This is a genomic window from Kribbella sp. VKM Ac-2566 (genome assembly GCF_004366005.1).
GTDB classification, from domain to species: domain Bacteria; phylum Actinomycetota; class Actinomycetes; order Propionibacteriales; family Kribbellaceae; genus Kribbella; species Kribbella pratensis.
Window position 1 is genome coordinate 589,742 of sequence record NZ_SODT01000010.1, and the last position, 23,256, is coordinate 612,997.

The following is a 23,256-nucleotide window of genomic DNA, read 5'->3' on the forward strand; positions in this document are numbered from 1 at the left end:
CACTTGGTTTTCAGACGTACAGTCGTCGCCATGAACTTCGACGACCTGCTCGGCCGGCTCTCCCTCGAGGAGAAGGTCCGGATCCTGACCGGCCAGGACTTCTGGTCCACCCACCCGCTGCCCGCGATCGGGCTGCGTTCGATGGTGCTGTCCGACGGACCGAGCGGCGTCCGCGGCGCGGTCTGGGACGAGCGCGACCCGTCGCTGAATCTCCCGTCGGCGACCGCTCTCTCGTCGTCCTGGGACGTCGGCATCGCCCATCGGTACGGCGTGGTGTCGGCGCTCGAGGCGCGCCGGAAGAACGTCGACGTGGTGCTCGGCCCGACGATCAACCTGCACCGTTCGCCGCTCGGTGGCCGGCACTTCGAGGCGTTCAGCGAGGACCCGGTCCTGACCGCGGACCTGGCCGCCGCGTACGTCGCCGGCGTGCAGGAGCTCGGCGTCGGCGCCACCCCGAAGCACTACGTGGCGAACGACTTCGAGACCGACCGCTTCACCGCGAACGTCGTGGTCGACGAACGCACGCTGCGGGAGGTGTACCTGCTGGCCTTCGAGAAAGCGGTCACCGAGTCGAAGGCGTGGCTGGTGATGAGCGCCTACAACTCGATCAACGGCGCGACCGCGTCGGAGAACGACCTGCTCGAGACCCCGCTCAACACCGACTGGGGCTTCGACGGTGTGGTCGTCAGCGACTGGACCGCCGTACGCAGCCTGGAGAGCGCGAAGCACTCGCAGGACCTGGCGATGCCCGGCCCCGTCGGAGCCTGGGGTGACGCGCTCGTCGAGGCCGTTCGGTCCGGTGAGATCAAGGAGGACGCGATCGACCGCAAGGTCCGTCGCCTGCTCGCGCTCGCGGCCCGTGTCGGCGCCCTCGAGGGCTTCGAGAAGCCGGCCGACCCGCCGCAGGTCGACGGCATCGCCTTCGCCCGTACGGCGGCCGCGGAAGGCACGGTCCTGCTCCGCAACGAGGGCGCGCTCCCCTGGCATGACCCGCAGAAGGTAGCCGTTATCGGTCACAACGCCCGCGACGCCCGCACGCAGGGCGGCGGCAGCGCGACCGTGATTCCGGAGAAGGTCGTCTCGCCGCTTGACGGGTTGCGTAAGGCGCTCCCGAACGCCGAGATCACCTACTCGATCGGCGCGGTCGTCCAGGACGGTGTCGCCGAGCTCCCGCCGGCCACGATGACCAGCCCGCAGTCCGGTCAGCCGGGCGCCCGCGTGCGGTTCCTCGGCGCCGACGGGTCCGAGCTGTTCGCCGAGGACCGTTTCTCCAGCGCGCTCGTGTATCTCGGCGGCAACGCGCCGATCGGCGAGTCGGCGGTCTTCGAGTTCCGCACCACCTGGACACCGAGCGAGTCCGGTGCAATCCAGCTCGGCTTCGCGTCGGTCGGCCGCGGCCGGATCTTTGCCGACGGCAAGCTTCTCCGCGAGGACACCGCGGTCCCGGTCGGCAACGACCTGGGTGCCGCGCTGCTCTCCCCGCCGTCGATCTCGACGCCACTCGAGGTCGAGGCCGGTACGCCGATCGACGTACGCGTCGAGCTCGACCTGCCCAAGGTCGAGGGCGGCCTGAGCAACGCGCTCAGCATCACGGTCGGTGTCGAACCGGGCAACGACGACCCGCAGGCCCTGATCGACGAAGCCGTCGCCGCGGCCCGGGACGCCGATGTGGCGCTGGTGGTCGTCGGCACCAACTCGAAGGTCGAGTCCGAGGGCTACGACCGCACCTCGCTCGCGCTCCCGAGCCGGCAGGACGACCTGGTCCGCGCGGTCGCGGCCGCGAACCCGCGAACGGTCGTGGTCGTGAACGCGGGATCCCCGGTCCTCCTCCCCTGGCGGGACGACGTCGCCGCGGTGCTCGCGACGTACTTCGGCGGTCAGGAATACGGGGACGCGCTCTCCGACGTTCTCCTCGGCCGTACCGAGCCGGGTGGTCGTCTCCCGACCACGTGGCCGCGTGAGGAGGAGGACGTCCCGGTCTTCAACGTGACGCCGGAGAACGGCGTCGTGCGGTACGACGAGGGCATCCACATCGGTTATCGCGCCTGGCTCAAGGCGGGGACCGAGCCGGCGTACGAGTTCGGTCACGGTCTCGGGTACACCACGTGGGAGCTCTCCGACCTGCGCGCGAACGACCCGTCGTCCGTCGCGCTGATCGTGCGCAACACCGGCGACCGCGCCGGCAAGCATGTCGTCCAGGTGTACGTCGAACGTCCCGAGAGCACTGTGGATCGCCCGGTCCGCTGGCTGGCCGGGTTCACCGTCGTACGCCTCGACGCTGGTCAGGCCCGTGAGGTCACGGTCAACCTGCACGAGCACACCTTCGAGCACTGGGCCGATGGCTGGACCGTCGAACCCGGTGTCTTCACGATCCGAGCCGGCTCGTCGGTTTCGGACCTCCCGCTCTCCACGGAGCTCCAGGTCCGTTAGCTGCCCGGCTGCACGAGCTCATCAGGGCTCGGGGCGGTTCGACGCCGGTCGCCGGACGACCCGGCGGCCGGTGTCGGACTGCCAGTACAGAACTGATCGGCCGGAACGGCGGCGTTCGAGCAGCCCGGCGTCGGTCAGGACCCGCAGGTGGTCCGAGATCGTGGCGAGCGACAGGCCGGTCGTGGCCACGAGGAACGTCGTGCTCACCGGCTCGGCGGCCTCGACCAGGATGCGGGCCCGGTTGCGGCCGAGCAGCTGCACCAGCGGTTCGGCCGGCGTTTCGGTGGTCGCGAAGATCCCGGTCACGGGGTATGTCAGTGCGAATCGATCCGGGAGCCGCCAACTGACGTTGACGCGTTGGGTGTGCGCCGCGATGAACATCAGGTCGCGCCCGCGCACGTCGGTCGTCGGATAGTCCCAGCGGTTCACCTGGATCCGTCCGTCACCGAGCCACCGCACATCGGGTCCGAGACCTCGCAGTACGCCGGACCACCCCTGCTCGCTGAGGCGCGACGTCCGCGACACGATGTCGGCCTGCAGCACCCGCAACCGCCGCGGCCACTCCGGCTCGACCGTCGTCCGCCACACCCACCGCAGCAACTCCGCCGCCTCCGCGGCCAGCCCGGACGACGAGAGCACGATCGGCGGCAAAGGGGTCCGTACGACGCTGAGGTCCGCGCGGATGTGGTCGTCGTCGAGCGAGGTCAGGTACTCGAGTTCCGCGTCCAGCGTGAGATCCGGTTCGAGCGGAGGCACGGTCAGGAAGTCAGCGACCCAGCTACGCCCGAAGGCGCTCTGCAGCAACGCCGACCAGATCGGGTTCGCCGCCACCGCAGCCTCGAACGCGGCGCTGTGCGTGTCCTTCCACGGCCGGAACCACGGCTCCACCGGCATGCGCAGCAGCTTCAGCGCCGACACGGTCTCGGTGAGCTGCGACGTACCGAACCGCGCGTTCACGAGGGTGTCGGCATCGACCAGGAACTCGGACAACGTTTCGCCTCCACCCGAAACTGTAGGCGACGCGAGCACGGCGGTCGATGCTGCCGAACATGAGCACGTACCGGGCGATCTTCGCCAACCGGGAGTTCCGGAACCTGTGGATCGGCAGCGCGCTGGGCAACGCGTCCTCGACGATGACGAGCCTGACGCTCGCGATCCTGGTCGATGCCGCCACCGGGTCCGCGTTACTCGCCGCGGCCATCATGTTCGGACCGTCGCTCGCGCAGGTTCTCGGCGTTTCCACGCTGATGTCCGCCGCGGACACGGCGCGTCCCCGCCAGGTGCTCACGCTGCTCTCGGTTCTCTCGACCGTTGCGGTCGGCGTCCAAGCGGCGTTCGGGCTCTCCGCCGGTCTGCGGCTCGTGCTGTCGCTCGCGGTCGCGTACGGGCTCTCGATCGGGGCCGGCGTCCGCTGGGGTCTGCTCGGCGAGGTCGTGCACTCGGACCAGTTCGTCCTCGGCCGGTCCGCGATGAACCTGTCGGTCGGCGCGATGCAGATCGCCGGCTTCGGCATCGCAGGCGTCCTCCTGCAGGCGGTCGCCCCGTCGACCGTGCTCTGGATCGCGACAGCCTGTGCCGCCCTCGCAGTACCGGTCATCCGCTTCGGCCTGCGCGACCGGGCCCCGCGCCGGGTCGCGCGTACCGGCCTCGCCGAGACGTGGCGCGGCAACCGCGTCCTCCTGTCACAGGCCCGCACCCGCCCGCTGCTCCTGGCGCTCACGCTCCCGAACGGCCTGATCGTCGGCTGCGAAGCTCTCTTCGTCCCGTACGCCGGTTCGCGCGCGGGCTGGCTGCTTGCCGCAGGCGCCGCCGGGATGATGACCGGGGACCTCGTCGTCGGCCGCTACCTGAGCCGGCATGGTCGCCGCACCGCGGCCCGCTGGTTGCGGTTCCTGCTCGCCGTACCGTTTCTGGGTTTCGCGTTCGGTCTCCCGCTCGCGGTGCTCTGTGTCCTGGTCGCGGTCGGGAGCAGCGGTTACGCCGCGTCGCTCGCTCAGCAGGAGATCCTCGTCGACCTCACGCCGGAGGAGTTGCGAGGACAGGTGCTCGGGCTGGAGTCCGCGCTGCGGATGACGACCTTCGGTGTGGTCGCGATCCTGGCCGGTGCGCTGGCCGACCTGACTGCGGCCGCCCCGGCGATCACCGTGTTCGCAGCCGCATCCCTGATGGTCTCGATCGCCCTGACTCGACCGCTTGCCCGGATAGGCTCGCCGCATGGAAGTGGTTCGGTTGCGGAAGGTGTCCAAGCGGTACGGGCGCCGGGAGATCCTGGCTGACGTCGACCTGCAACTGAACGCCGGTGAACTGCTCGCTCTGGTCGGCGCGAACGGTTCCGGCAAGTCCACCGTGTTGCGGCTGATGGTCGGTCTGTCGCGACCGTCCGCGGGAACGGTGCAGCGCAACGCCGACGTCGTCAGCTACGTGCCCGATGTGTTCACGTCGCACGATCGCCTGTCGGCCTCGGCGTACCTGCGGCACATGGGGCGGATCCGTGGACTCAGTACGCGAACGGCGAGAGACCGCTCTCTCGAGTTGCTCGACCGCCTCGCACTCTCCGGCGGCGCGGACACCCCGATGCGCAAACTGTCGAAAGGCAACGCGCAGAAGGTCGCCCTCGCGCAGGCTCTGCTCGATCCGCCACAGTTGCTCGTACTCGACGAGCCCTGGGCCGGCCTGGACGCGACCGCTCACTCGACCCTGCGCGAACTCCTCACCGAGACCGCGGAGCAAGGCGCCGCAGTCGCCTTCACCGAACACTCCGCCGAAGTCGTCCGCTCGACCGCAACCCGCGTCTGCGAACTCGATCACGGCAAACTGACTTCGCTGCGCCGGCAAACCGCTCTCACCGAGCTCCACCTGATCCCCGCCGCAGACATCGACTGGAACCATCACCCCGACGTCCTCGAGGTTCGGCGTACCGGCGCCGGGGTGACCGTGCTGCTGCCGACCGGCCGTCACGACGCCGCCCTGCTGACCGCCCTGAACCACGGCTGGTCGGTCGTCAGCGTACGGCGGGTGAAGTCCGAGTGAGCGCGCTCTACCGTTACCTGCTGACCAGTGTTCTCCTCTCGCAGCGGTACCTCCCGCCGACGCTGATCTTCCTCGCCGCGATGGCCGTCGGTACGACGTCCGACAACGGCCCGCTGCAGTCGTCGTACTCGTTCTGTGTGCTGGCGATGCTTGTCTGTACGACGTGGCTCACCGTCAGCATCGTCAACCACGAGGATCCGACCCAGCGGAAGATCACGCTGGTGATGATCGGCAGCTCGCTGCGCGTCCTGACCATGACGGTCGCCGTTGTGATCACCTGGTGCGTACCGCTCCTGGTGATCGGTCTCGTCTATCCGATCGTCACCGGCAAGCACGCCGTCACCGCCGCCGACCTCGCCGTCGGAGCGGCCGCCCAACTCGGCGCGGCGATGGTCGGGATCGCCATCGGCCTGCTCTGCTCGCGTCTCGTGATCCCGCGGATCGGGGTCGCGATGCTCACCGCGGCCGCCGCGATCCTCGCCGTACTGCTCCTCCGCTGGATCTCCCCGATCCGTCCGATCATGACCGTGCTGTCCGACGAGAAGTCAGCCGCCGCGAACGCCGTACCACTCACCCTGCTGGCCGCGCTCTCCGCGATCCTGCTCGCGGCCGCCGTCCTCGCGACGAAACTCCTCGCCGATCGCAAGGAATGATCAGGAAGCGGCGACCGAGGACAGGCCGTGCGGGGCGGCTGAGCCACGGACGATGAGGGTTGTCGCCAGCTCGACGTGGTGTGAGGCGACGGGCTCCCCCGCTGCCAACTGGAGCGCGGTGCGTACGGCGACGGCGCCGATCTCGCGCAGTGGCTGCTTCACCGTCGTCAACTGCGGAGACGCATGCCGTGCCACCTGGGTGTCGTCGAAGCCGACCACGCTCAGGTCGTCCGGGATCCGCAGACCGCGGGCGCGCGCCGCCTCCATCACGCCGACCGCGATCTCGTCGCAGCCGGCGAAGATCGCCGTCGGCCGGTCGGGCAGGTCGAGCATCATCGATCCGCCGGCCAGACCGTCGTCGTACAGGAAGTTGCTCAGCCAGATGTAGTCCTTCGGCACCTCGGCGCCGACGGCGTCCATCGCGCTGCGGAACCCGCTCATCCGGGCCTGGTTGCAGGCCGACGTCGGCGGCCCGCCGATGTACCCGATCCGCCGGTGCCCGAGGTCGAGCAGGTGCTGCGTCGCGGACATCCCGCCCGCGAAGTTCGTCGACCCGACGCTCGTGATGTCGGGCTGCGGTACGTCGGCCGGGTCGATGATCACCAACGGCAGCCGCGCCCGGGACAACGCGGCCAGGTCGGCGTCGGACAACTCGCTGGTGATCCCGACCGCGGCCCGGCGGCCGGACGCGATCAGGTCCCGTACCCAGGGGGCCGCCCGACCCGCCGAGTGCCGGCTCGGGTGCGGCGGCCGGGAGCTGAGTACGACCTCGACCCCGGCCGCCGCGCCCGCGTCGAGTACGCCCTGGATCACCTCGACCGAGTAGCTGTTCAGAACGCCTTGGTAGAAGAGTTCGACCGTCTCGTGCTGGACCGGCTCCGGTCGGCGCCCGACGTACCCGTGCTTCTCGAGGACGTCCTGCACCCGCGCGCGGGTCGACGGCGAGACGTCGCTGCGCCCGTTCAGCACCTTGGAGACCGTGGCGACCGAGACCCCGGCCGATCCGGCCACCGTGGCCAGGGTGACGCGACCCTTCAACGGCGACATCTCATCACCCTCCTCCACCCTCCTCGCTAGTCAACACAGCCTTGCTGATTGTGACCGGAGTCGTCAGGACCCGGTCGTGTCCGACCACCCTCACATCCCCGGTGACCCGCAGCATCGCACGACACGGCAGGTCCAGTGACGACGTGCCCACCATCACTTCGACGTCGCCGGGCTCGACGATCCGGCGCAGATCGGGTCCCGTGTACGCCGTGCGATCCGCGTGCACCCGGAACGTGACGTCGACCGTCTGACCCGGCTCGAGCGACACCCGCGCGAACCCGGTCAGCAGCTTCAACGGCCGCGCGACCCGGGCGACGACGTCGCGCAGGTAGAGCTGCACGACCTCGTCGCCACCCCGGTCACCGGTGTTCGCCACCCGTACGGTGGCCGTGAACTCGCCGTCGGTGCCGATCTCCGGCACGCTCAACCGGAGATCGGCGATCGTGAAGTCCGTGTACGACGCCCCGTACCCGAACGGGTACAGCGGCCGGGTCTCGAGCCCGCTGATGCCCTCGCTCTCGACACTCCCGAGCGCCGGCTGCAGGTACGTACCGGGCTGCCCACCGACATGCCGCGGGATCTGCACCGGCAGCTTCCCGCTCGGCACGATCCGCCCACTCAGTACGCCGGCAATCGCCGCCGCACCTTCCTGTCCCGGGATGAACGCCTGCACCAGCCCGGCAACCCGATCCGCGAACAGTCCCAGCGCATAAGGCCGCCCTGACACCACCACCACGACGACGGGCTTGCCCGTGTCGAGCAACGCTTCCAGCAGCTCGCCCTGCACCCCAGGCAGCCGCAGATCCTCCGCATCGCAGCCTTCGCCCGACGTCCCATGCCCGAACAGCCCGGACAGGTCGCCCACGAAGGCGACACAGACCTCTGAGTCCTCGGCTGCGGCGACAGCCGCGGCGAACCCGGAGCGATCGTCGCCGGTCACCTCACAACCCTTGGCGTACGACACGTCGACGCCGGCCAACTCGTTGCGCAAGGCCTCGAACGGAGCGACGATCGAGATCCCCGGCCCAAGCTCGGGATACCGCGGAAGCACGTGATTCGGGAACGCGTAACAGCCCATCAACGTCCGCGGATCATCAGCACACGGCCCGACAACGGCGACCTTCGCGACACCAGAAAGCGGCAGCACCGAGCCGGCGTCCAGCAACACGACCGACTTCTCGGCCAGCTCCGATGCGATCGCCCGATTCTCCGCCGAATCCAGATCGACGCCGGACTGCACGGAGCGCTGCGGAGTCCAGTCCTCGTCCAGCAGACCGAGCTCGGCCTTCTGCAGCAGCACTCGCCGCGCCGCGCGGTCGATCAGATCCTCGGACACCTCCCCCGCCTTCACCTTGTCCAGCAGGCTCAGGTACCCGATCGTGTCCGGCAGCTCGACATCGGTCCCTGCGGTCAACGCGAGGACCCCCGCGTCCGCGTTGTCCGCTGCCACCCGGTGCATCGACGCCAGGAACGGCACCGCCCAGTAGTCGGAGACGACCGTCCCCTCGAATCCCCAGTCCTCCCGCAGTACGTCGGTGAACAGCCACGGATCCGCGCTGGCGGGCAGCCCGTCGAGGTCGGCGTACGAGCTCATCACCGACCCGGCACCGGCCGTCGCGATCGCGGTCTCGAACGTCGGCAGGATGATGTCGAGCAACTCGCGACGCCCCATCGACACCGGGCCGTGGTTCCGCCCGGCGCGCGACGCGGAGTACCCGGCGAAGTGTTTCAGCGTCGCGATGACGCCCGCGCTCTGCAGACCACGCACGTACGCCGACCCCAGGATCCCTACCAGATAAGGGTCCTCGCCCATCGTCTCCTCGACGCGGCCCCAGCGATAGTCACGCACGACGTCGAGCACCGGCGACAGTCCCTGGTGCACACCGACCGCCGCCATGTCGCGCCCGATCGCCGCCGCCATCCGCTCGACCAGCGACGGGTCGAACGTCGCACCCCACGCGATCGAGGCCGGATAGACAGTCGCGCCGTACGTCGTGAATCCGGTGAGGCACTCCTCGTGGACCAGCGCCGGCACACCGAGCCGCGACTCGTTCAGCACCACCTCGTGCTGCCGGACAACCTCGGCGACACCCTCCTCGACCGTCTGTGGGTAACTGCCCCAGACCCGGGTGAGATGGCCGAGCCCGTCGCGACTCGACTCCTCCAGGGACAGCGAACCGCCGACCGAGAACACGTCCTCCATCGGTGCGACGTTGATCGTCTCGTCCGGTGACCGCTCGGCAAGTTCGTGGTCGGCCATGTCGTTGCCGGCCCAGCGACTGCCGAGCTGCGCGATCTTCTCCTCCAGCGTCATCGCCGCCAGCAGCAGCCCGGCCCGCTCGGCGGCGGGCAGCGCCGGGTCGCGCCAGGGCCGGTCAGTCGAGATGGACAAGAAAATCTCCCTTGATGAACGTTCCATTCGGTGAGCAATTATCGAAAACTTTTCGAAGCTCTCCGGTCGACCCGGCCGATCCGCCGTAGATCGATGAATCCCCTGTGCTAACAGGCGATTACGTGACCTCACTGTGACCCCAAAGTCTGCTTAGTTCAAGTCTTGACAGCAGTATCTCCGAAATCTATGTTTCGAAAACAAGTCATATCGGCAGGTGCTTCCGCAACCTGTGGGGGCAGCACGGAGTACGGAGATCACTGTGGATCCCATGACGACATCTCGGCGTAACTTCCTCGGCCTGGTCGGCGGTGGCGCACTGGCGGCCGGTCTCGCCGCGTGCGGCAGCTCCGGGCCGAAGAGCACGCCCGGTTCGACCGCCGGGGCCGGCGGCGCCGGCAGCGGGGCGACGTACTGGTTCCTCACCGGACAGCCGCAGCAGGGCATCCGGGAGGCGCAGGTCAAGCGGTTCAACGACGCGAACCCGGACACCAAACTCAAGACCACCGAGTTCCAGAACGACGCGTTCAAGCAGAAGATCAAGACCGCCATCGGCGCCGGCCAGGGCCCGACGCTGATCTGGGGCTGGGGCGGCGGCGGCCTGAAGGCGTATGTCGAAGCCAACCAGGTCGAGGACCTGACCGACTGGCTCACCAAAGAGCAGGCCGACCTGAAGAACTCGATCTTTCCGTCCGCGTTCACGGCGGCCACCGTCAACGGCAAGATCTACGCGGTGCCGGGAGAGACCGTCACCCCGATCGTGCTGTTCTACGACAAGCGCGCGTTCGAGAAGATCGGCGCGGAGCCCCCGCAGTCCTGGGGCGACATCATGGACCTGGTGCCGAAGTTCAACGACAAGGGCATCGCGCCGTTCTCGCTCGGCGGCCAGTCGCGCTGGACCAACATGATGTGGCTGGAGTTCCTGTTCGACCGGATCGGCGGCAGCGAGGTCTTCCAGAACATCTTCGACGGCAAGAAGGACGGCTGGTCGGACCCGTCCGCGCTCAAGGCCCTCGAGGAGATGCAGAAGCTGATCAAGGCGAACGGGTTCGTCAAGGGCTTCTCCTCGATCACCGCCGACTCCAACGCCGACCAGGCGCTGCTGTTCACCGGCAAGGCCGCGATGATGCTGCACGGCGCCTGGACCTACGGGAACATGAAGTCGTCCGGTGGCGACTTCGTGACCGGCGGGCACCTCGGGTACATGAACTTCCCGCCGGTCGACGGCGGCAAGGGCGACCCGAGCGACACGGTCGGCAACCCGGGTCAGTACATGTCGATCTCGTCCAAGGCGACCGACGCCGAGAAGGCGACCGCGAAGAAGTTCATCGCGAACAACACTCTCGACGACGCCACGGTGGAGGCCTGGGTGAAGTCCGGCAACATCCCGGTCGTGAAGAGCGCGAAGGACAAGCTCGCGTCGATCACCGACAAGAACGACTCCGCGTGGCTGAACTTCGTCTACGACACCGCGGCGAACGCGAAGAACTTCGCCCAGTCCTGGGACCAGGCCCTCAGCCCGACCCAGGCCGAGACGCTGCTCGACAACATCGCCAAGCTCTTCCAGCTGTCGATCTCCCCGCAGCAGTTCGCCACGAACATGAACGCGGTGATCGGCCAGTGACAGTAACCGCTCCGCCCGTCGCGCCGGCGGCCACCGCACAACGTCCGTCGTCCGGCGTCGGGCGGAGCGGTGCCGTCGCCTGGATGGTGCTGCCCGCACTCTTGCTGTTCGTCCTGTTCGGCGTCATCCCCCTGATCGGCGTACTCGTCCTGAGCTTCACCCAGTGGGACGGACTCGGCGCGATCCACGCCGCCGGGCTGTCGAACTGGAAGTCCGTGCTCTCCGACTCCCAGTTGCCGCACAGCATCCTGGTGACCTTCGAGATCATGATCCTCTCGTGGGCCGTGCAGACCCCGATGAGCCTGCTGCTCGGCACCTTCCTGGCCGGCCGGCAGCGGTACCGCGCGTTCCTCGCGGTGCTGTACTTCATCCCGCTGCTGCTCAGCTCGACCGCGATCGCGATCACCTACAAGGCGTTGCTCGACCCGAACTTCGGGCTCGGTGCCGGCCTGAAGATCGGTTTCCTCACCCAGGACTGGCTCGGTAGGAGCGACCTCGCGATCGGCGTGCTGATCTTCATCGTGTCCTGGCAGTTCATCCCGTTCCACTCGCTGATCTACCAAGGCGGCGTCCGGGCGATCCCGACCACGATGTACGAGGCGGCGTCGATCGACGGCGCCGGGCGGATCCGGCAGTTCTTCAGCATCACGGTGCCGCAACTGAAGTACACGATCATCACGTCGTCGACGCTGATGGTGGTCGGTTCGCTGACGTTCTTCGACCTGATCTTCGTCCTGACCGCGGGCGGTCCCGGTGACGCCACCCGGGTGCTCGCGCTGGACATGTACAAGCGCGGCTTCATGTCCAACCAGATGGGTCCGGCGAGCGTGATCGCCGCCCTGATCGTGCTGCTCGGCCTCGCGCTCGCGCTGATCCTGCGGCGCCTCGGCGGCAGTACGACGGCCAGCCAGCAGGAAGGTGCGTGACATGGCAGTGGCGACCACCAGCAGCGGTACGACGACCCGCGCCCGGCGCAGCGGACCCGTCCGGGCCCACAAACTGCTCCAGCTGAACTGGTTCGGCGGACTGGCCGGCTGGATCTGGCTGGCGATCGTGCTGATCCCGCTGTACTGGATCGTGGTCACCAGCTTCAAGGACCAGAGCGCGTACTTCAGCCAGAACCCGTTCGCGCTGCCGTCCGCGCCGACCACGAACAACTACAAGCTGGTCATCGAGTCCGACTTCCCGCGGTACTTCCTGAACAGCGTGATCGTCACGGTCGGCACGATCATCCCGGCGGTCGCGATCTCGTTCATGGCGGCGTACGCGATCATCCGCGGCGCCGGCAGCAGGTTCCTTGCCGGGGTCAACGGTCTGTTCCTGATGGGGCTGGCGATCCCGCTGCAGGCGACGATCATCCCGGTCTACCTGCTGATCATCCGCATGCACCTGTACGACAGCCTGCTGGCGCTGATCCTGCCTTCGGTGGCGTTCGCGATCCCGCTGTCCGTACTCGTGCTCGCGAACTTCATCCGCGACGTACCGAAGGAACTCTTCGAGTCGATGCGGGTCGACGGCGCGACCGAGTGGGGCATGATGCGCAAGCTCGCGCTGCCGTTGACCCGCCCGGCCCTGGTGACCGTCAGCATCTACAACGGCCTCGGCGTGTGGAACGGGTTCATCCTGCCGCTGATCCTCACCCAGAGTCCCGACAAGCGCACGCTTCCGCTGGCGCTGTGGAGCTTTCAGGGTCAGTACAGCGTGAACGTCCCGGCGGTGCTCGCCTCGGTCGTCCTCACCACGCTACCGATCGTGATTCTGTACGCCGTGAGTCGCCGGCAACTGCTCGGCGGCCTGACCGCCGGCTTCAGCCGGTAGAGCCGCGGCGCCGGGCAACTCGCACAGCCTGCTCGCGACCTACCAAGGCGGTGGAGGCCCGGGTTTCCGCTCTACCGCAGTGATGACGGCGGCCGGACGCGGGCCAAGCAGAGCGCCGTACCCGACGCCGGCACGGCGTCTGGTCTTCGTGATCACGGGAGCGCAGTACGGCAAGTCCGGGCCCGTCGAGGCGGGCATCATCTCGCTGGGCGGCTGAGGCCGGCTTCGGCAGATTGTCAGAGCCTCCTGCTCCGGGGCCGGATCGCCCACGACGCAAGCGCCAGTACGGCGAACGCGCCGGGGGCGATCATCCCGGTGTACTTGTGCGCGGCGGCGTTCGAGGCCGCCGCGCCGGTCATGTTGATCAGCACACCGGCGTACGCCCACTCCTTCAGCCGCGGCAGCCGCGGTACGGCGATCACCACTGCAGCTGCGAGTTTCGCCGTACCGAGGATCGTGGACAGGTAGCTCGGATATCCGAGGTCGATCAGCATCGGGTAGAAGGGCGCCATCCGGAACAGATCCATCGCGCCGCCGACGGCACACTCCCCCACCACGATCGAGGTCACTGTCCAGTACGTCGTGGTCCTCATCGGATCACCTTCTATCGAAACGGACCCGTACTCTTCACTAACGGTACGATAGCGTTTCGATGGAGGTGGATTAATGGTCTCGCGGGGAGCCGGCGCGCGACAGCGGATGCTGACGGCCGCGCTCGACGTACTGGACGAGGCCGGGCTGGCCGGATTCACGATGGAGGCCGTCGCGCGGCGGGCCGGCGCGAGCAAGGCCACGCTGTACCGGCGCTGGCCGACCACGGGCGCGCTGCTGGTGGACGCGATGGACGCGACCTATCGTCCGTTCCCGACGCCCGACACCGGCTCGGTCGCCAAGGACGTCACGGAGATCCTGAACGCGTTCGTGACGCTGCTCGAACGTACGCCGTTCCCCCGGCTGCTCGCGGCGTTCATCGACGCTGCCGAACGTGATCCCGCCCTCTCGAAACTCCACACCGACCTCACGAACCGCCGCCGCGAGCCGCTGCTCACAGTCCTCGAACGCGGCCGCGACCGGGGCGAACTCCCACCCGACACCGACCCCGAACTGACCACGGACCTCCTCACCAGCCCGTTCTTCTACCGCCACTTCGTCGCCCACCGCCCCATCCCCCGCCGCATGGTCGCAGACGTCATCACCCGCGTACTGAATCCGGGCAGTGCTCGTGGACTCACGGACTGCTAACCTCGACGGTCCGGTTGGCCAGTGGGGTGATGAGTGCTTTGGCGGACGAGAAACCCGATGCGAACAGCTGGTTCGACAGACATCAGCGAAGTGCCTGGATCGCTGCCGCGGCGTCGATCGTCGCCGCTCTGATCGCCGCGTTGGTACCTCTCCTCGTCTCCTCGGGCAATGACAGCACCACCGTCGCCGGCCCGTCCGTGGCACCTACTTCGTCGAGTTCAGCGCCTACGTCGCCAGCGGCACCGATTACGACCCCTTCCACCACTCCGACTACCACTCCGACTACGACGCCGCCCCCGCCGCAGACCCCGGCACCCAGCCGGACCTCGCCTCCGGCCGCGATCCCCAGCACCTCTCTTGTCGCAACTCAACTGTGGAAGGGCGCGCTCCTGCTCGACACCGAGCCCAAGGACCTGGACGCCGCACCACCCGAGCGTGTCGGCTATTCCTACAACGGCGACGTGGCCATGGAGCTGAACCACGAACTGCTGTCCTCGAACGGCACTCTGGTCGCGCAGTGGTCCGGCGCGACCAGCACTCTGCCGGGGTACGCCGAATGCTCGGCAGCAGTCGACACCTTTGGCAGCCGGGAGCCGGCGAAGCTGTCGAAGAGAACCGTGCTGTGCATACGCACCAGCGAGCAGAACATCGCCAGACTCAAGGTCACCTCGGTGGCCACTGGGCTGGAGGTCAAAACCACGTTCGACGTCGTCATCTGGAACGCCGGCTGACCCGGCGTTGCCCGCCGCCGCGGAAATAGGTACCGTTGTGTGTTTGTGCCGGAAAACAAAAAAGAAGCCCTCTCCGGGCTTCTAGGTTCAGAATATCAGAGCCTTTCGGTGAAAGCAACAACGGGATCGGGGGCAGGAGTGCTGGAGCAGGAGATCGCTGCAGAGCAAGGCGAAGTGACGATCATGTACGAACGGCTCGATGTGCTGCGCGAAAAGGCGCGTGGCGAACTGGGCCGGGTGCAGGTCGAGGAAACTACCGGGACGGATCAGGCCCGGTCGGAGCGGGAGTCGTTCACGGATCTGTTCTCCGGGCGGTTCTCGCAATTGTCGGCGGTGGAACGCGGATTGTGTTTCGGGCGGATCGACGAGACGGCCGGCGACCGGTTCCACATCGGCCGGATCGGGTTGTTCGACGACGACTACAACCCGCTGCTGATCGACTGGCGGACGCCCGTCGCGCAAGTGTTCTACCGGGCCACCGCGGCCGAACCGCTCGGGGGTCAAACGCCGCCGTCACATCCGGCTGCACGGCCGGACCGTGGTCGGGGTCGACGACGACCTCCTGGACGCGGACGCGATCGACGACGGCGAACGCAGCACGCTGATCGGCGAGGCGGCGCTGCTCTCGTCGCTCAGTGCGAGCCGCACCGGCCGGATGAACGAGATCGTCGCGACGATCCAGTCCGAGCAGGACGAGATCATCCGGTCCGGCCTGCCCGGGGTGCTCGTCGTACAGGGCGGTCCGGGCACTGGGAAGACCGTGGTCGCGCTGCACAGAGCGGCGTACCTGCTCTACACGCATCGCGAGCAGCTCGGGCGGAGCGGCGTACTGGTAGTTGGACCCAACAGCACGTTCCTGCGCTACATCGACCAAGTACTCCCCTCGCTCGGTGAGACCGATGTCGTGCTCGCGACGGTCAGCGAGATGTTCCCGGGCGTCGCCGCGACCGCGCCCGAGCCGGCCGAAGCGGCGCGGATCAAGGGCAACCTGGCGATGGCGGACGTGATCGCGCAGGCGATCGCCGGCTTCCGCGTCGTCCCGGCCGAGCCGATCCGGCTGAAGGTCGACCAGGACGAGCTCGTACTTCGGCCGGACGCGATCCGGAAGGCACAACAAGGCGCCCTCGCGGCGCAGCCCCTGCACAACCGGGCCCGGCCGCTGTTCGTCCGGCGCGTCCTCAAGATCCTCACCAAGCAAGTGGTCGACCGCATCGGCCGGCAGTACGTCGGGGACGCGGACATCGAGGACATCCAGCAGGAACTGTTCGACGACGACCGGGTCCTCGAGCTCCTCGACCAGTTGTGGCCCGAACTCACACCGCAGCTCCTCGTCTCGGTGCTGTTCTCCTCGGACGACCGGCTGGCCGCCGCCGCGCCGCATCTCAGTGCCTCCGAGCGTTCCGCCGTACTGCGTCCACTCGCCGCGGACTGGACTGCGTCGGACGTCGCACTGCTCGACGAAGCGGCCGAGCTGCTCGGCGAGACCGCGGATGTCGTTGCCGGACGCAAGCGCCGTGCGGCCGAGGATGCTGCTGCCGAGGAGGCCGGCCGGGAGTACGCGCACGGCATCGTCGACATCGAGCTGACCGCCGAGCGGATCACCATCGAGCCGTGGGAGATCGAGCAGTTCAAGGATCTGATCGCCCAACGCACGCGCGTGTTCAACCGTCCGGCGAGTAGCGCCGAAGGCACCGCCTACGACCGCAACTGGGTGTTCGGCCACGTCATCGTCGACGAGGCCCAGGAGCTGTCCGCGATGGACTGGCGGATGCTGATGCGCCGCTGCCCGCGCCGGTCGATGACGATCGTCGGCGACATCGCGCAGACGGGTTCGGCCGCCGGCGTACGGTCCTGGGCCGAACTCCTCGACCGGTACGCCGCCCGCCGCTGGCGCACCGCCGAACTGACAGTCAACTACCGCACCCCGTCCGAGATCATGGCGGTGGCCGGCGACGTCCTCGCCGCCATCGACCCGACCCTGCAGCCACCCACCTCGGTCCGCGAAACCGGCACCCGGCCGCTGCTCCGGAACGTCCCGCCCGACGAACTACCCGACGCGTTGCGCACCGCGGTCAAGTCGGAGCGAGAACACATCGGCGACGGCCGCCTGGCCGTGATCGTCCCGGCATCCCGGTACGAAGAGTTCGCCGCCGTACTCCCAGAAGTTGCCCACAGCCACGACCCGTCGGTCCTCGACGGCACCGTCGCCCTCCTCGACGTAGCCCAGTCCAAAGGCCTCGAGTTCGACGCGGTCCTGATCGCCGACCCAGCCACCATCGTCCAAGAATCCGACCGCGGCCTCTCCGACCTCTACGTAGCCATCACCCGAGCCACCAAACACCTGACCATCCTCGGCGAGCTCCCCGACGTCCTGGGATGATCGTCGGGTAGTGAAGTTGTGATTACTGACGGTAAGATCGTTGGGTCAATGTGTAAATTCCGTAACGAGGAGACTCCCGGAAAGCACTCTCCTCACGTAATCTGCCCAACCATGCACAGAGGCGAGCGGCGGGCCAAGCGGCCCAACGTCGTGTGGTCCGTGTTCGTGTTCCTCGTGGTCAGCGCGCTCGCTGGAGCGCTGACCGCCGGGCTGGCCCTTCCCTTCGCCGGTCTGGCCGGGGTGACCACGGCCAAGGCGCACGACACGGTGCAGTACCTGCCCCAGGACCTGCAGACGGCGCCTCTTGCGCAGAAGTCGATCATCCAGGACGCGGACGGCAAGACCATCGCGACGCTGTACCAGCAGAACCGGACCCCGGTCTCGCTGAAGGCGATCAGCCCGCTGATGCTGAAGGCAATCGTCGCGATCGAGGACGACCGGTTCTACGAGCACGGTGCGCTGGACTTCAAGGGCACCCTCCGCGCGCTGCTGCGCAACCAGTCGTCCGGCGGGGTCCAGCAGGGCGGCTCGAGCATCACGCAGCAGTACGTGAAGCTGAGCCTGATCAACAAGGCCCGCACGCCGGAAGAGGTCAAGGATGCCACCGCCGAGACCTACGAGCGGAAGATCGCCGAGCTGCGCTACGCGATCGCGGTCGAGAAGGAGATCCCGAAGACGGAGATCCTGAACCGCTACCTGAACCTGGCCTTCTTCGGCGACCGTTCGTACGGCGTCGAGGCCGCAGCCATGCACTACTTCGGCGTGCACGCCGCCAAGCTGACACTGCCGCAGGCCGCGATGCTGGCCGGCCTGGTGAAGAACCCGAGCGGGTACGACCCGATCGACAGCCCGGTGCGCGCCAAGGCCCGTCGCGACGTCGTCCTGCGCCGGATGAACGAACTGAACATCATCACCGCCAAGCAGGCCCAGGACGCGATCAGGACCCCGGTGATCGACCCCAAGAAGGTCCGGGTGATCCCGAGCGGCTGCGCGAACTCGACGTACCCGTTCTTCTGCGAGTACGTCGTCTCCAAGCTCAAGGCGAACAATGCGTTCGGCAAGACGCCGGAGGAGCGCGAGAACTACATCGAGACCGCCGGCCTGGTGATCAAGACCTCGCTCGACCGGAAGATACAGGCCGCCGCCCAGACCGCGATCGCGCAGCATTCGAAGACCGGCGACCAGGCCGTCGCCGCGATCACGATGGTCGAGCCCGGCACCGGCCTGGTGAAGGCGATGGCACAGAGCCGCACGTACGGCGGGAAGAAGGGACAGACGGCGTACAACTACAACGTCGAGAAGTCCTACGCCGGTGGATTCGGCGGGTTCCAGAACGGTTCGACGATGAAGGCCTTCACGATCGCCGCCGCGATCGGCAAGGGCGTGCCGACGACGTACCGGATCCGCTCGCCGCAGACGATCAGCCTCGGCGGCCAGAACTTCAGTACCTGCAACGGCCCGATCTCGGTCGACTCGTACACCCCGAAGAACTCCACGAAGACCGTCCTCGACCCGTCGATGGTCGACGCGGCCCGTGCGTCGACCAACACCTACTTCCTGCAGCTGTCCCAGCAGATCGGTCTCTGCCCGATCACGACGATCGCGTCCCAGCTCGGCATGTACGACGCGCAGACGCTGAAACCGCTGCAGCAGGTGGTCTCGTTCACCCTCGGCTCGGCGGGTTTGATCACACCGCTGATGCTGTCCAACGCGTACGCGACGTTCGCGGCTCGCGGCATGTACTGCAACCCGCAGATCATCACGTCGATCGCCTCGCTGAAGACCGGCAAGGCGATCCCGACGCCCGGCCCGAACTGTCACCGGGTGCTGTCGCCGGGGGTTGCGGACGGTGTCAACTACGTGCTGCAGCAAGTGATGGCGAAGGGCGGTACCGGCGGCAAGCTGAAGTTCGGTAAGAGCGACCTGGCCGGCAAGACCGGTACCATCGACGAAAACCAGGCCGTCTGGTTCGCCGGCTACTCGTCGAAGCTCGCAGCCGCCTCAGTGGTCGCCGACGCCGACCCGCCGGCAAGCAACCTGATCAACCAGGTCTTCAACGGCAAGAAGCTCGAGGACGCCTCGGGTTCCGGCACCGCGGGCCCGATCTGGAAGTCCGCGATGCAGGCGGCGTTGCAGGGGCTGCCGACCACCAAGTTCGTGAAGGCGGACGACAAGATCATCCGCGGCAACGTGAAGGATCTGCCGTACCTGAAGGGCATGACGCCCGCGGACGCGGGCGCGAAGCTGCTGTCGATGGGCTTCAAGGTCCAGATGAGTCACGGCCCGCAGGTCGACTCGGACGCGCCGGCCGGGACGGTCGCCTGGACGAACCCGCGGCAGGAGGACGGCGCACCCGAAGGCGCGACGGTCCTGCTGTACATCTCCAACGGCAGCAAGGCCAAGCCGACGCCGCCGCCGGTCACCCCACCGACGCCACCCGTGACGCCGCCGACCGTCAAGCCGCCGCCCGGGTTCCCGACCTGCCCGCCGTGGGACCCGCGCTACCCCAAGTGCAAGGGCCGCTGACCCCGGTTCTCGCCTACCGTTCGGAGTCCACATCGAACGAGGGGTGAGGGTGTGCGGCGTCGCAAGCTCGCGGTCACAGGTCTGATCGGTTTCGTCCTCGGGGCGTTGATCGCCACGGTGATCGTGGTCCTCGTGACCCGGGACGACTCCGCTGCCGGCACGTCGGCCGAGAAGACCGGCAAGTCGAGCGCGAGCGCCCCGCCGTCCGCGAGCGGTACGGCGCCGGTGCCCAGCGCGACCCCGGTCACCGCCAAGCTGCCGAAGCTGAACCTGTCCGCCGTGAACCGCCGGGCACCGGTCCCGGGCCTCCCGGACTGGAGCAAGGCCGGCTACCGCGAAGGTGCCGGACTGCCGGATGGGTCTAAGGTCAACCCCGACCAGGAGTGCAAGATCGGCGCCGACCGGCTGGCGAGCGAGTACGGCGTGAAACCGGACGACTCGAAGGACGACTCCGACGGTCTGCAGAAGGCGATCGACGCGATCCGCGCGGGCTGCTCGGAGCAGGCGTCGTACGACAAGCTGTCGCTGATCGAGCTGCCCGCAGGTCAGCTCGACGTGTCGAAACAGCTCGGCGTGGACGCGGACTACCTGATCATCCGCGGCGCCGGCGCCGACAAGACCCACTTCGTGTTCCGGCCCGACGAGAACACCCGGTACGACGCACTCACCAAGGACGGCGGCGACTGGGACGAGGACGGGATGGAGTTCGAGGACGGCACCGGCGGCTGGCTGTGGCCGGGGCGCGGGCTGTTCCGGGTGCAGAGCCGGGGCGTCGATCCGGACTACCAGGCGGCGTACGAGAAGGCTCCGGCCAATCGCAAGGATCTCTTCGAGGGCACGGTCAACGTGCACTGGAAGGCGGGCCTGAAGCTCCGCGAGAAGCCCGGTGGCGCCGGGTTCGCCGCCAAGGCCGGGGACACGGTCATCTACCTGGACGAGAAGGCCAAGCTCGACACGGTGAAGCCCGGCGGGTACGTGAACGTGCGCGCCGCGAACACGATGAAGTTCTACGAGCAGCAGCAGGCGCTGCCGACCGAGCACGAGCTGCAGAACCTGCACATGCGGCAGCAGATCTTCACCGTCAACGCCGTCGACGAGGCACAGCACACCGTCACGATCGACAAGCCGCTGGAGTACGACGTACCGGTCGACTCGACCTCGGACGGGTCGGAGAAGATCGAGAACAAGTCGTACGCGTCGAAGCTGTCGCCGCTCGTCGATCCGGTACTCGGGGTCGGGCTGGAGAACTTCTCGCTCACCCAACCGGTCGACGCCAAGGCGGCCGACGCGGTGCACAACTACGGCAACCTCGCGCCCGCGGACGAGCTGCACGGGGTCGTGCTGAAGTGGGCCGTGAACTCGTGGGTGCGCGGTATCCGGACCACCATGACCGGCTCGCACGCGATCGTCACCGAGGAGGCCAAGAACCTGCAGATCCAGGACAACGTCTTCGACGGCGCCTGGAACAAGGGCAAGGGCGGCAACGGCTACCTGCGCGGCTCGCGGGTCTGGGACTCGGTGTACGCCGGCAACATCTCCCGCGGCCTGCGGCACCTCACCCTGCAATGGTCCGCCTCGGGCAATGTTGTCATCGGCAACGACCTGGACTCGGACCTGAACCTGCACGGCGGCTGGGAACGCCGCAACCTGTTCGAGCTGAACACCGTGCACGTCCCGTACGAGCATCGCTCCGCGAACTGCAGGTCGAACTGCGGCGGCGAGGGCGGCGAGCAGAAGGACGAGTCCACCTGGTACCCGATCTGGTGGGGCGCCGGGCCGAAGGCGGTCAAGTGGTCCGGCGCGACCGGCCCGCAGAACGTCTTCTTCAACAACACCCTGACGAAGCAGGCAAAGGCCGCCGGCCCGTACCAGCCGTACCTCGCCGACGCCCACACCATCTACCAGTTCGGCTGGAACGGAACGACGTACCAGCACCTCACCCAGAACACCAAGCCCATCCCCGACTGGGCCGGCCACGAACAAGACGACTTCACCAAGTCCGCCGGCGTCGACGCCACCAAGACCGACCCAGGTCAGTCCCTGTTTCTGCGCTTCGTCGGGTGATCACTAGGCTGGGGGTCAACACCTAGTACTTGGGAAAGGACTCCTCTGTGAGTGTCGATGAGTTGGTTGGTCAGGTTGAGCGGGCGCGGCGGGATTACGAGGCGCTGGTGGCCAAGGGGCTCAAGTTGGATCTGACGCGGGGGAAGCCGTCGCCCAAGCAGCTGGATGCGGCGAACGGAGTGCTGGAGCTGAGCGGTGACCCGGTGTCGGCGGACGGTACGGATCTGCGGAACTACGGCGGGCTCAACGGGCTGCCGGAGGTGCGGGCGATCTTCGCCGAGGACCTGCAGGTGCCGGTCGAGCAGTTGCTCGCGGCCGGGAACTCGAGCCTCGAGCTGATGCACGACGCGATCGTGTTCGCGCTGCTCGGCAAGGTGCCGGGCGCCGAGCAGCGGTGGGCCGACGTCGAGGGGCTGACGTTCCTCTGCCCGGTTCCGGGGTACGACCGGCACTTCGGGATCTGCGAGCGGTACGGGATCAAGATGGTCCCCGTGCCGATGACGACCGAGGGCCCGGACATGGACGTCGTCGAGCGGCTGGTCGCCGAGGACGCCACGATCAAGGGCATCTGGTGCGTGCCGAAGTACAGCAACCCGGACGGCACCGTGTACTCGGACGAGACCGTACGGCGGCTGGCCGCGATGAACACCGCGGCGCCGGACTTCCGGATCTTCTGGGACAACGCGTACGCCGTGCACCACCTGACCGACTCCCCCGCCCAGCTCGCCGACGTGCTCGCACTGTGCGCCGAGAACGGGCACCCGGACCGGGCGTTCGTGTTCGGGTCGAGCTCGAAGATCACCTTCGCCGGCGCCGGCGTCGCGTTCTTCGGGTCCTCGCCGGCGAACATCGAGTGGTGGCTGAGCCACACGGTCAAGCGCAGCATCGGGCCGGACAAGATCAACCAGCTGCGGCACGTGCAGTTCCTCCGCGACGCCGACGGTCTGCACGAGCACATGCGGACGCTGGCCGCGCTGATCCGGCCGAAGTTCGACGCGGTCGACAAGATCCTCACCGCCGAGCTCGGCGGCACCGGCCTCGCGTCCTGGACGGCACCGGCCGGCGGCTACTTCGTCAGCCTGCAGGTCCCCGAGGGCTGCGCCCGCGAGGTCGTCGCCAAGGCGAAGGCGGCCGGGATCGCGATCACCCCGGCCGGCGCCACGCACCCCTACGGCGACGACCCGACCGACCAGGTCATCCGGATCGCCCCGACGTACCCGGAGCTGCCCGAGGTCGAGGCGGCGATCACCGGTCTGGCCACCTGCGTCCGGCTCGTGGCGAGCGAGAAGTTGCTCGCCGACAAGAGCTGATCAGGCCGGAGC

At 68.0% G+C, this 23,256-nt stretch carries 18 protein-coding genes; 14 read left to right on the forward strand and 4 right to left on the reverse strand.

Going from position 1 to position 23,256, the window contains the following annotated elements; genetic code table 11:
- The first annotated feature begins 30 nt into the window (after positions 1-30).
- Entirely contained in the window at positions 31-2,430 is a 2,400-nt protein-coding gene (locus EV647_RS21150) for a beta-glucosidase (protein WP_134005444.1), read from the forward strand.
- Positions 2,431-2,451: 21 nt separating this feature from the next.
- On the opposite strand, the gene EV647_RS21155 is transcribed toward EV647_RS21150, so the two are convergent.
- Positions 2,452-3,420: a helix-turn-helix transcriptional regulator gene (locus tag EV647_RS21155; RefSeq protein WP_134005446.1), complete on the reverse strand. Its 969-nt coding sequence runs from the start codon at positions 3,418-3,420 to the stop codon at positions 2,452-2,454.
- A 59-nt stretch (positions 3,421-3,479) separates the two neighbouring features.
- Here EV647_RS21155 and EV647_RS21160 point away from each other — a divergent pair, with 59 nt between their 5' ends.
- Genes EV647_RS21160 through EV647_RS21170 form a run of 3 tightly spaced genes read left to right on the forward strand, consistent with a single transcriptional unit; the run spans position 3,480 to position 6,113 of the window.
- Positions 3,480-4,706: an MFS transporter gene (locus tag EV647_RS21160; RefSeq protein ID WP_166680089.1), complete on the forward strand. Its 1,227-nt coding sequence runs from the start codon at positions 3,480-3,482 to the stop codon at positions 4,704-4,706.
- Entirely contained in the window at positions 4,645-5,460 is an 816-nt protein-coding gene (locus EV647_RS21165) for an ATP-binding cassette domain-containing protein (RefSeq protein WP_134005450.1), read from the forward strand. Before EV647_RS21160 ends, EV647_RS21165 begins: the two co-directional genes overlap by 62 nt.
- Entirely contained in the window at positions 5,457-6,113 is a 657-nt protein-coding gene (locus tag EV647_RS21170; protein ID WP_134005452.1) for a hypothetical protein, read from the forward strand. Before EV647_RS21165 ends, EV647_RS21170 begins: the two co-directional genes overlap by 4 nt.
- Here EV647_RS21170 and EV647_RS21175 read toward each other — a convergent pair whose 3' ends face one another.
- Both EV647_RS21175 and EV647_RS21180 read right to left on the reverse strand, forming a co-directional pair.
- Entirely contained in the window at positions 6,114-7,160 is a 1,047-nt protein-coding gene (locus EV647_RS21175) for a LacI family DNA-binding transcriptional regulator (RefSeq protein ID WP_134005454.1), read from the reverse strand.
- 4 nt (positions 7,161-7,164) lie between these two features.
- Positions 7,165-9,552, reverse strand: coding sequence for a glycoside hydrolase family 3 N-terminal domain-containing protein (locus EV647_RS21180; protein ID WP_238177313.1), 2,388 nt, complete (start codon positions 9,550-9,552; stop codon positions 7,165-7,167).
- 268 nt (positions 9,553-9,820) lie between these two features.
- On the opposite strand from EV647_RS21180, the gene EV647_RS21185 reads away from it, so the two are divergent.
- From EV647_RS21185 to EV647_RS43410, 4 genes are all read left to right on the forward strand, one after another.
- Entirely contained in the window at positions 9,821-11,173 is a 1,353-nt protein-coding gene (locus EV647_RS21185) for an extracellular solute-binding protein (RefSeq protein ID WP_134005456.1), read from the forward strand.
- On the forward strand, positions 11,170-12,099 hold the full coding sequence (locus EV647_RS21190; RefSeq protein ID WP_202871257.1) for a carbohydrate ABC transporter permease: 930 nt from the start codon (positions 11,170-11,172) through the stop codon (positions 12,097-12,099). The genes EV647_RS21185 and EV647_RS21190 overlap by 4 nt, the downstream gene beginning before the upstream one ends.
- A 1-nt stretch (position 12,100) precedes the next feature.
- The gene (locus EV647_RS21195) at positions 12,101-12,991 is read left to right on the forward strand and encodes a carbohydrate ABC transporter permease (protein ID WP_134005458.1); all 891 of its coding nucleotides are present in this window, start codon (positions 12,101-12,103) and stop codon (positions 12,989-12,991) included.
- An 82-nt stretch (positions 12,992-13,073) separates the two neighbouring features.
- A complete protein-coding gene (locus tag EV647_RS43410; RefSeq protein WP_255517873.1) occupies positions 13,074-13,208 on the forward strand; it encodes a hypothetical protein in 135 nt (44 codons plus the stop codon).
- Between the two features lie 19 nt (positions 13,209-13,227).
- Here the strand turns inward: EV647_RS43410 and EV647_RS21200 are convergent, their stop codons facing one another.
- Positions 13,228-13,584 carry a DoxX family protein gene (locus EV647_RS21200; protein WP_134005460.1) on the reverse strand — a complete coding sequence of 119 codons (357 nt, stop codon included), beginning with the start codon at positions 13,582-13,584 and terminating at the stop codon, positions 13,228-13,230.
- Positions 13,585-13,657: 73 nt separating this feature from the next.
- Between EV647_RS21200 and EV647_RS21205 the strand changes: the two genes are divergently transcribed.
- The 6 genes from EV647_RS21205 to EV647_RS21230 all read left to right on the forward strand — a co-directional run bounded on the left by EV647_RS21205 (position 13,658) and on the right by EV647_RS21230 (position 23,244).
- Positions 13,658-14,233, forward strand: coding sequence for a TetR/AcrR family transcriptional regulator (locus EV647_RS21205; protein ID WP_134005462.1), 576 nt, complete (start codon positions 13,658-13,660; stop codon positions 14,231-14,233).
- Positions 14,234-14,262: 29 nt separating this feature from the next.
- Entirely contained in the window at positions 14,263-14,964 is a 702-nt protein-coding gene (locus tag EV647_RS21210) for a hypothetical protein (RefSeq protein WP_134005464.1), read from the forward strand.
- A 538-nt stretch (positions 14,965-15,502) separates the two neighbouring features.
- The gene (locus EV647_RS21215; protein ID WP_202876254.1) at positions 15,503-17,344 is read left to right on the forward strand and encodes an ATP-binding domain-containing protein; all 1,842 of its coding nucleotides are present in this window, start codon (positions 15,503-15,505) and stop codon (positions 17,342-17,344) included.
- A gap of 111 nt (positions 17,345-17,455) precedes the next feature.
- Complete coding sequence (locus EV647_RS21220; RefSeq protein ID WP_134005466.1) at positions 17,456-19,870, forward strand: transglycosylase domain-containing protein; 2,415 nt, start codon at positions 17,456-17,458, stop codon at positions 19,868-19,870.
- A 51-nt stretch (positions 19,871-19,921) separates the two neighbouring features.
- On the forward strand, positions 19,922-21,934 hold the full coding sequence (locus EV647_RS21225) for a hypothetical protein (RefSeq protein WP_134005468.1): 2,013 nt from the start codon (positions 19,922-19,924) through the stop codon (positions 21,932-21,934).
- A gap of 47 nt (positions 21,935-21,981) precedes the next feature.
- On the forward strand, positions 21,982-23,244 hold the full coding sequence (locus EV647_RS21230) for an aminotransferase class I/II-fold pyridoxal phosphate-dependent enzyme (RefSeq protein ID WP_134005469.1): 1,263 nt from the start codon (positions 21,982-21,984) through the stop codon (positions 23,242-23,244).
- Positions 23,245-23,256 lie beyond the last annotated feature (12 nt).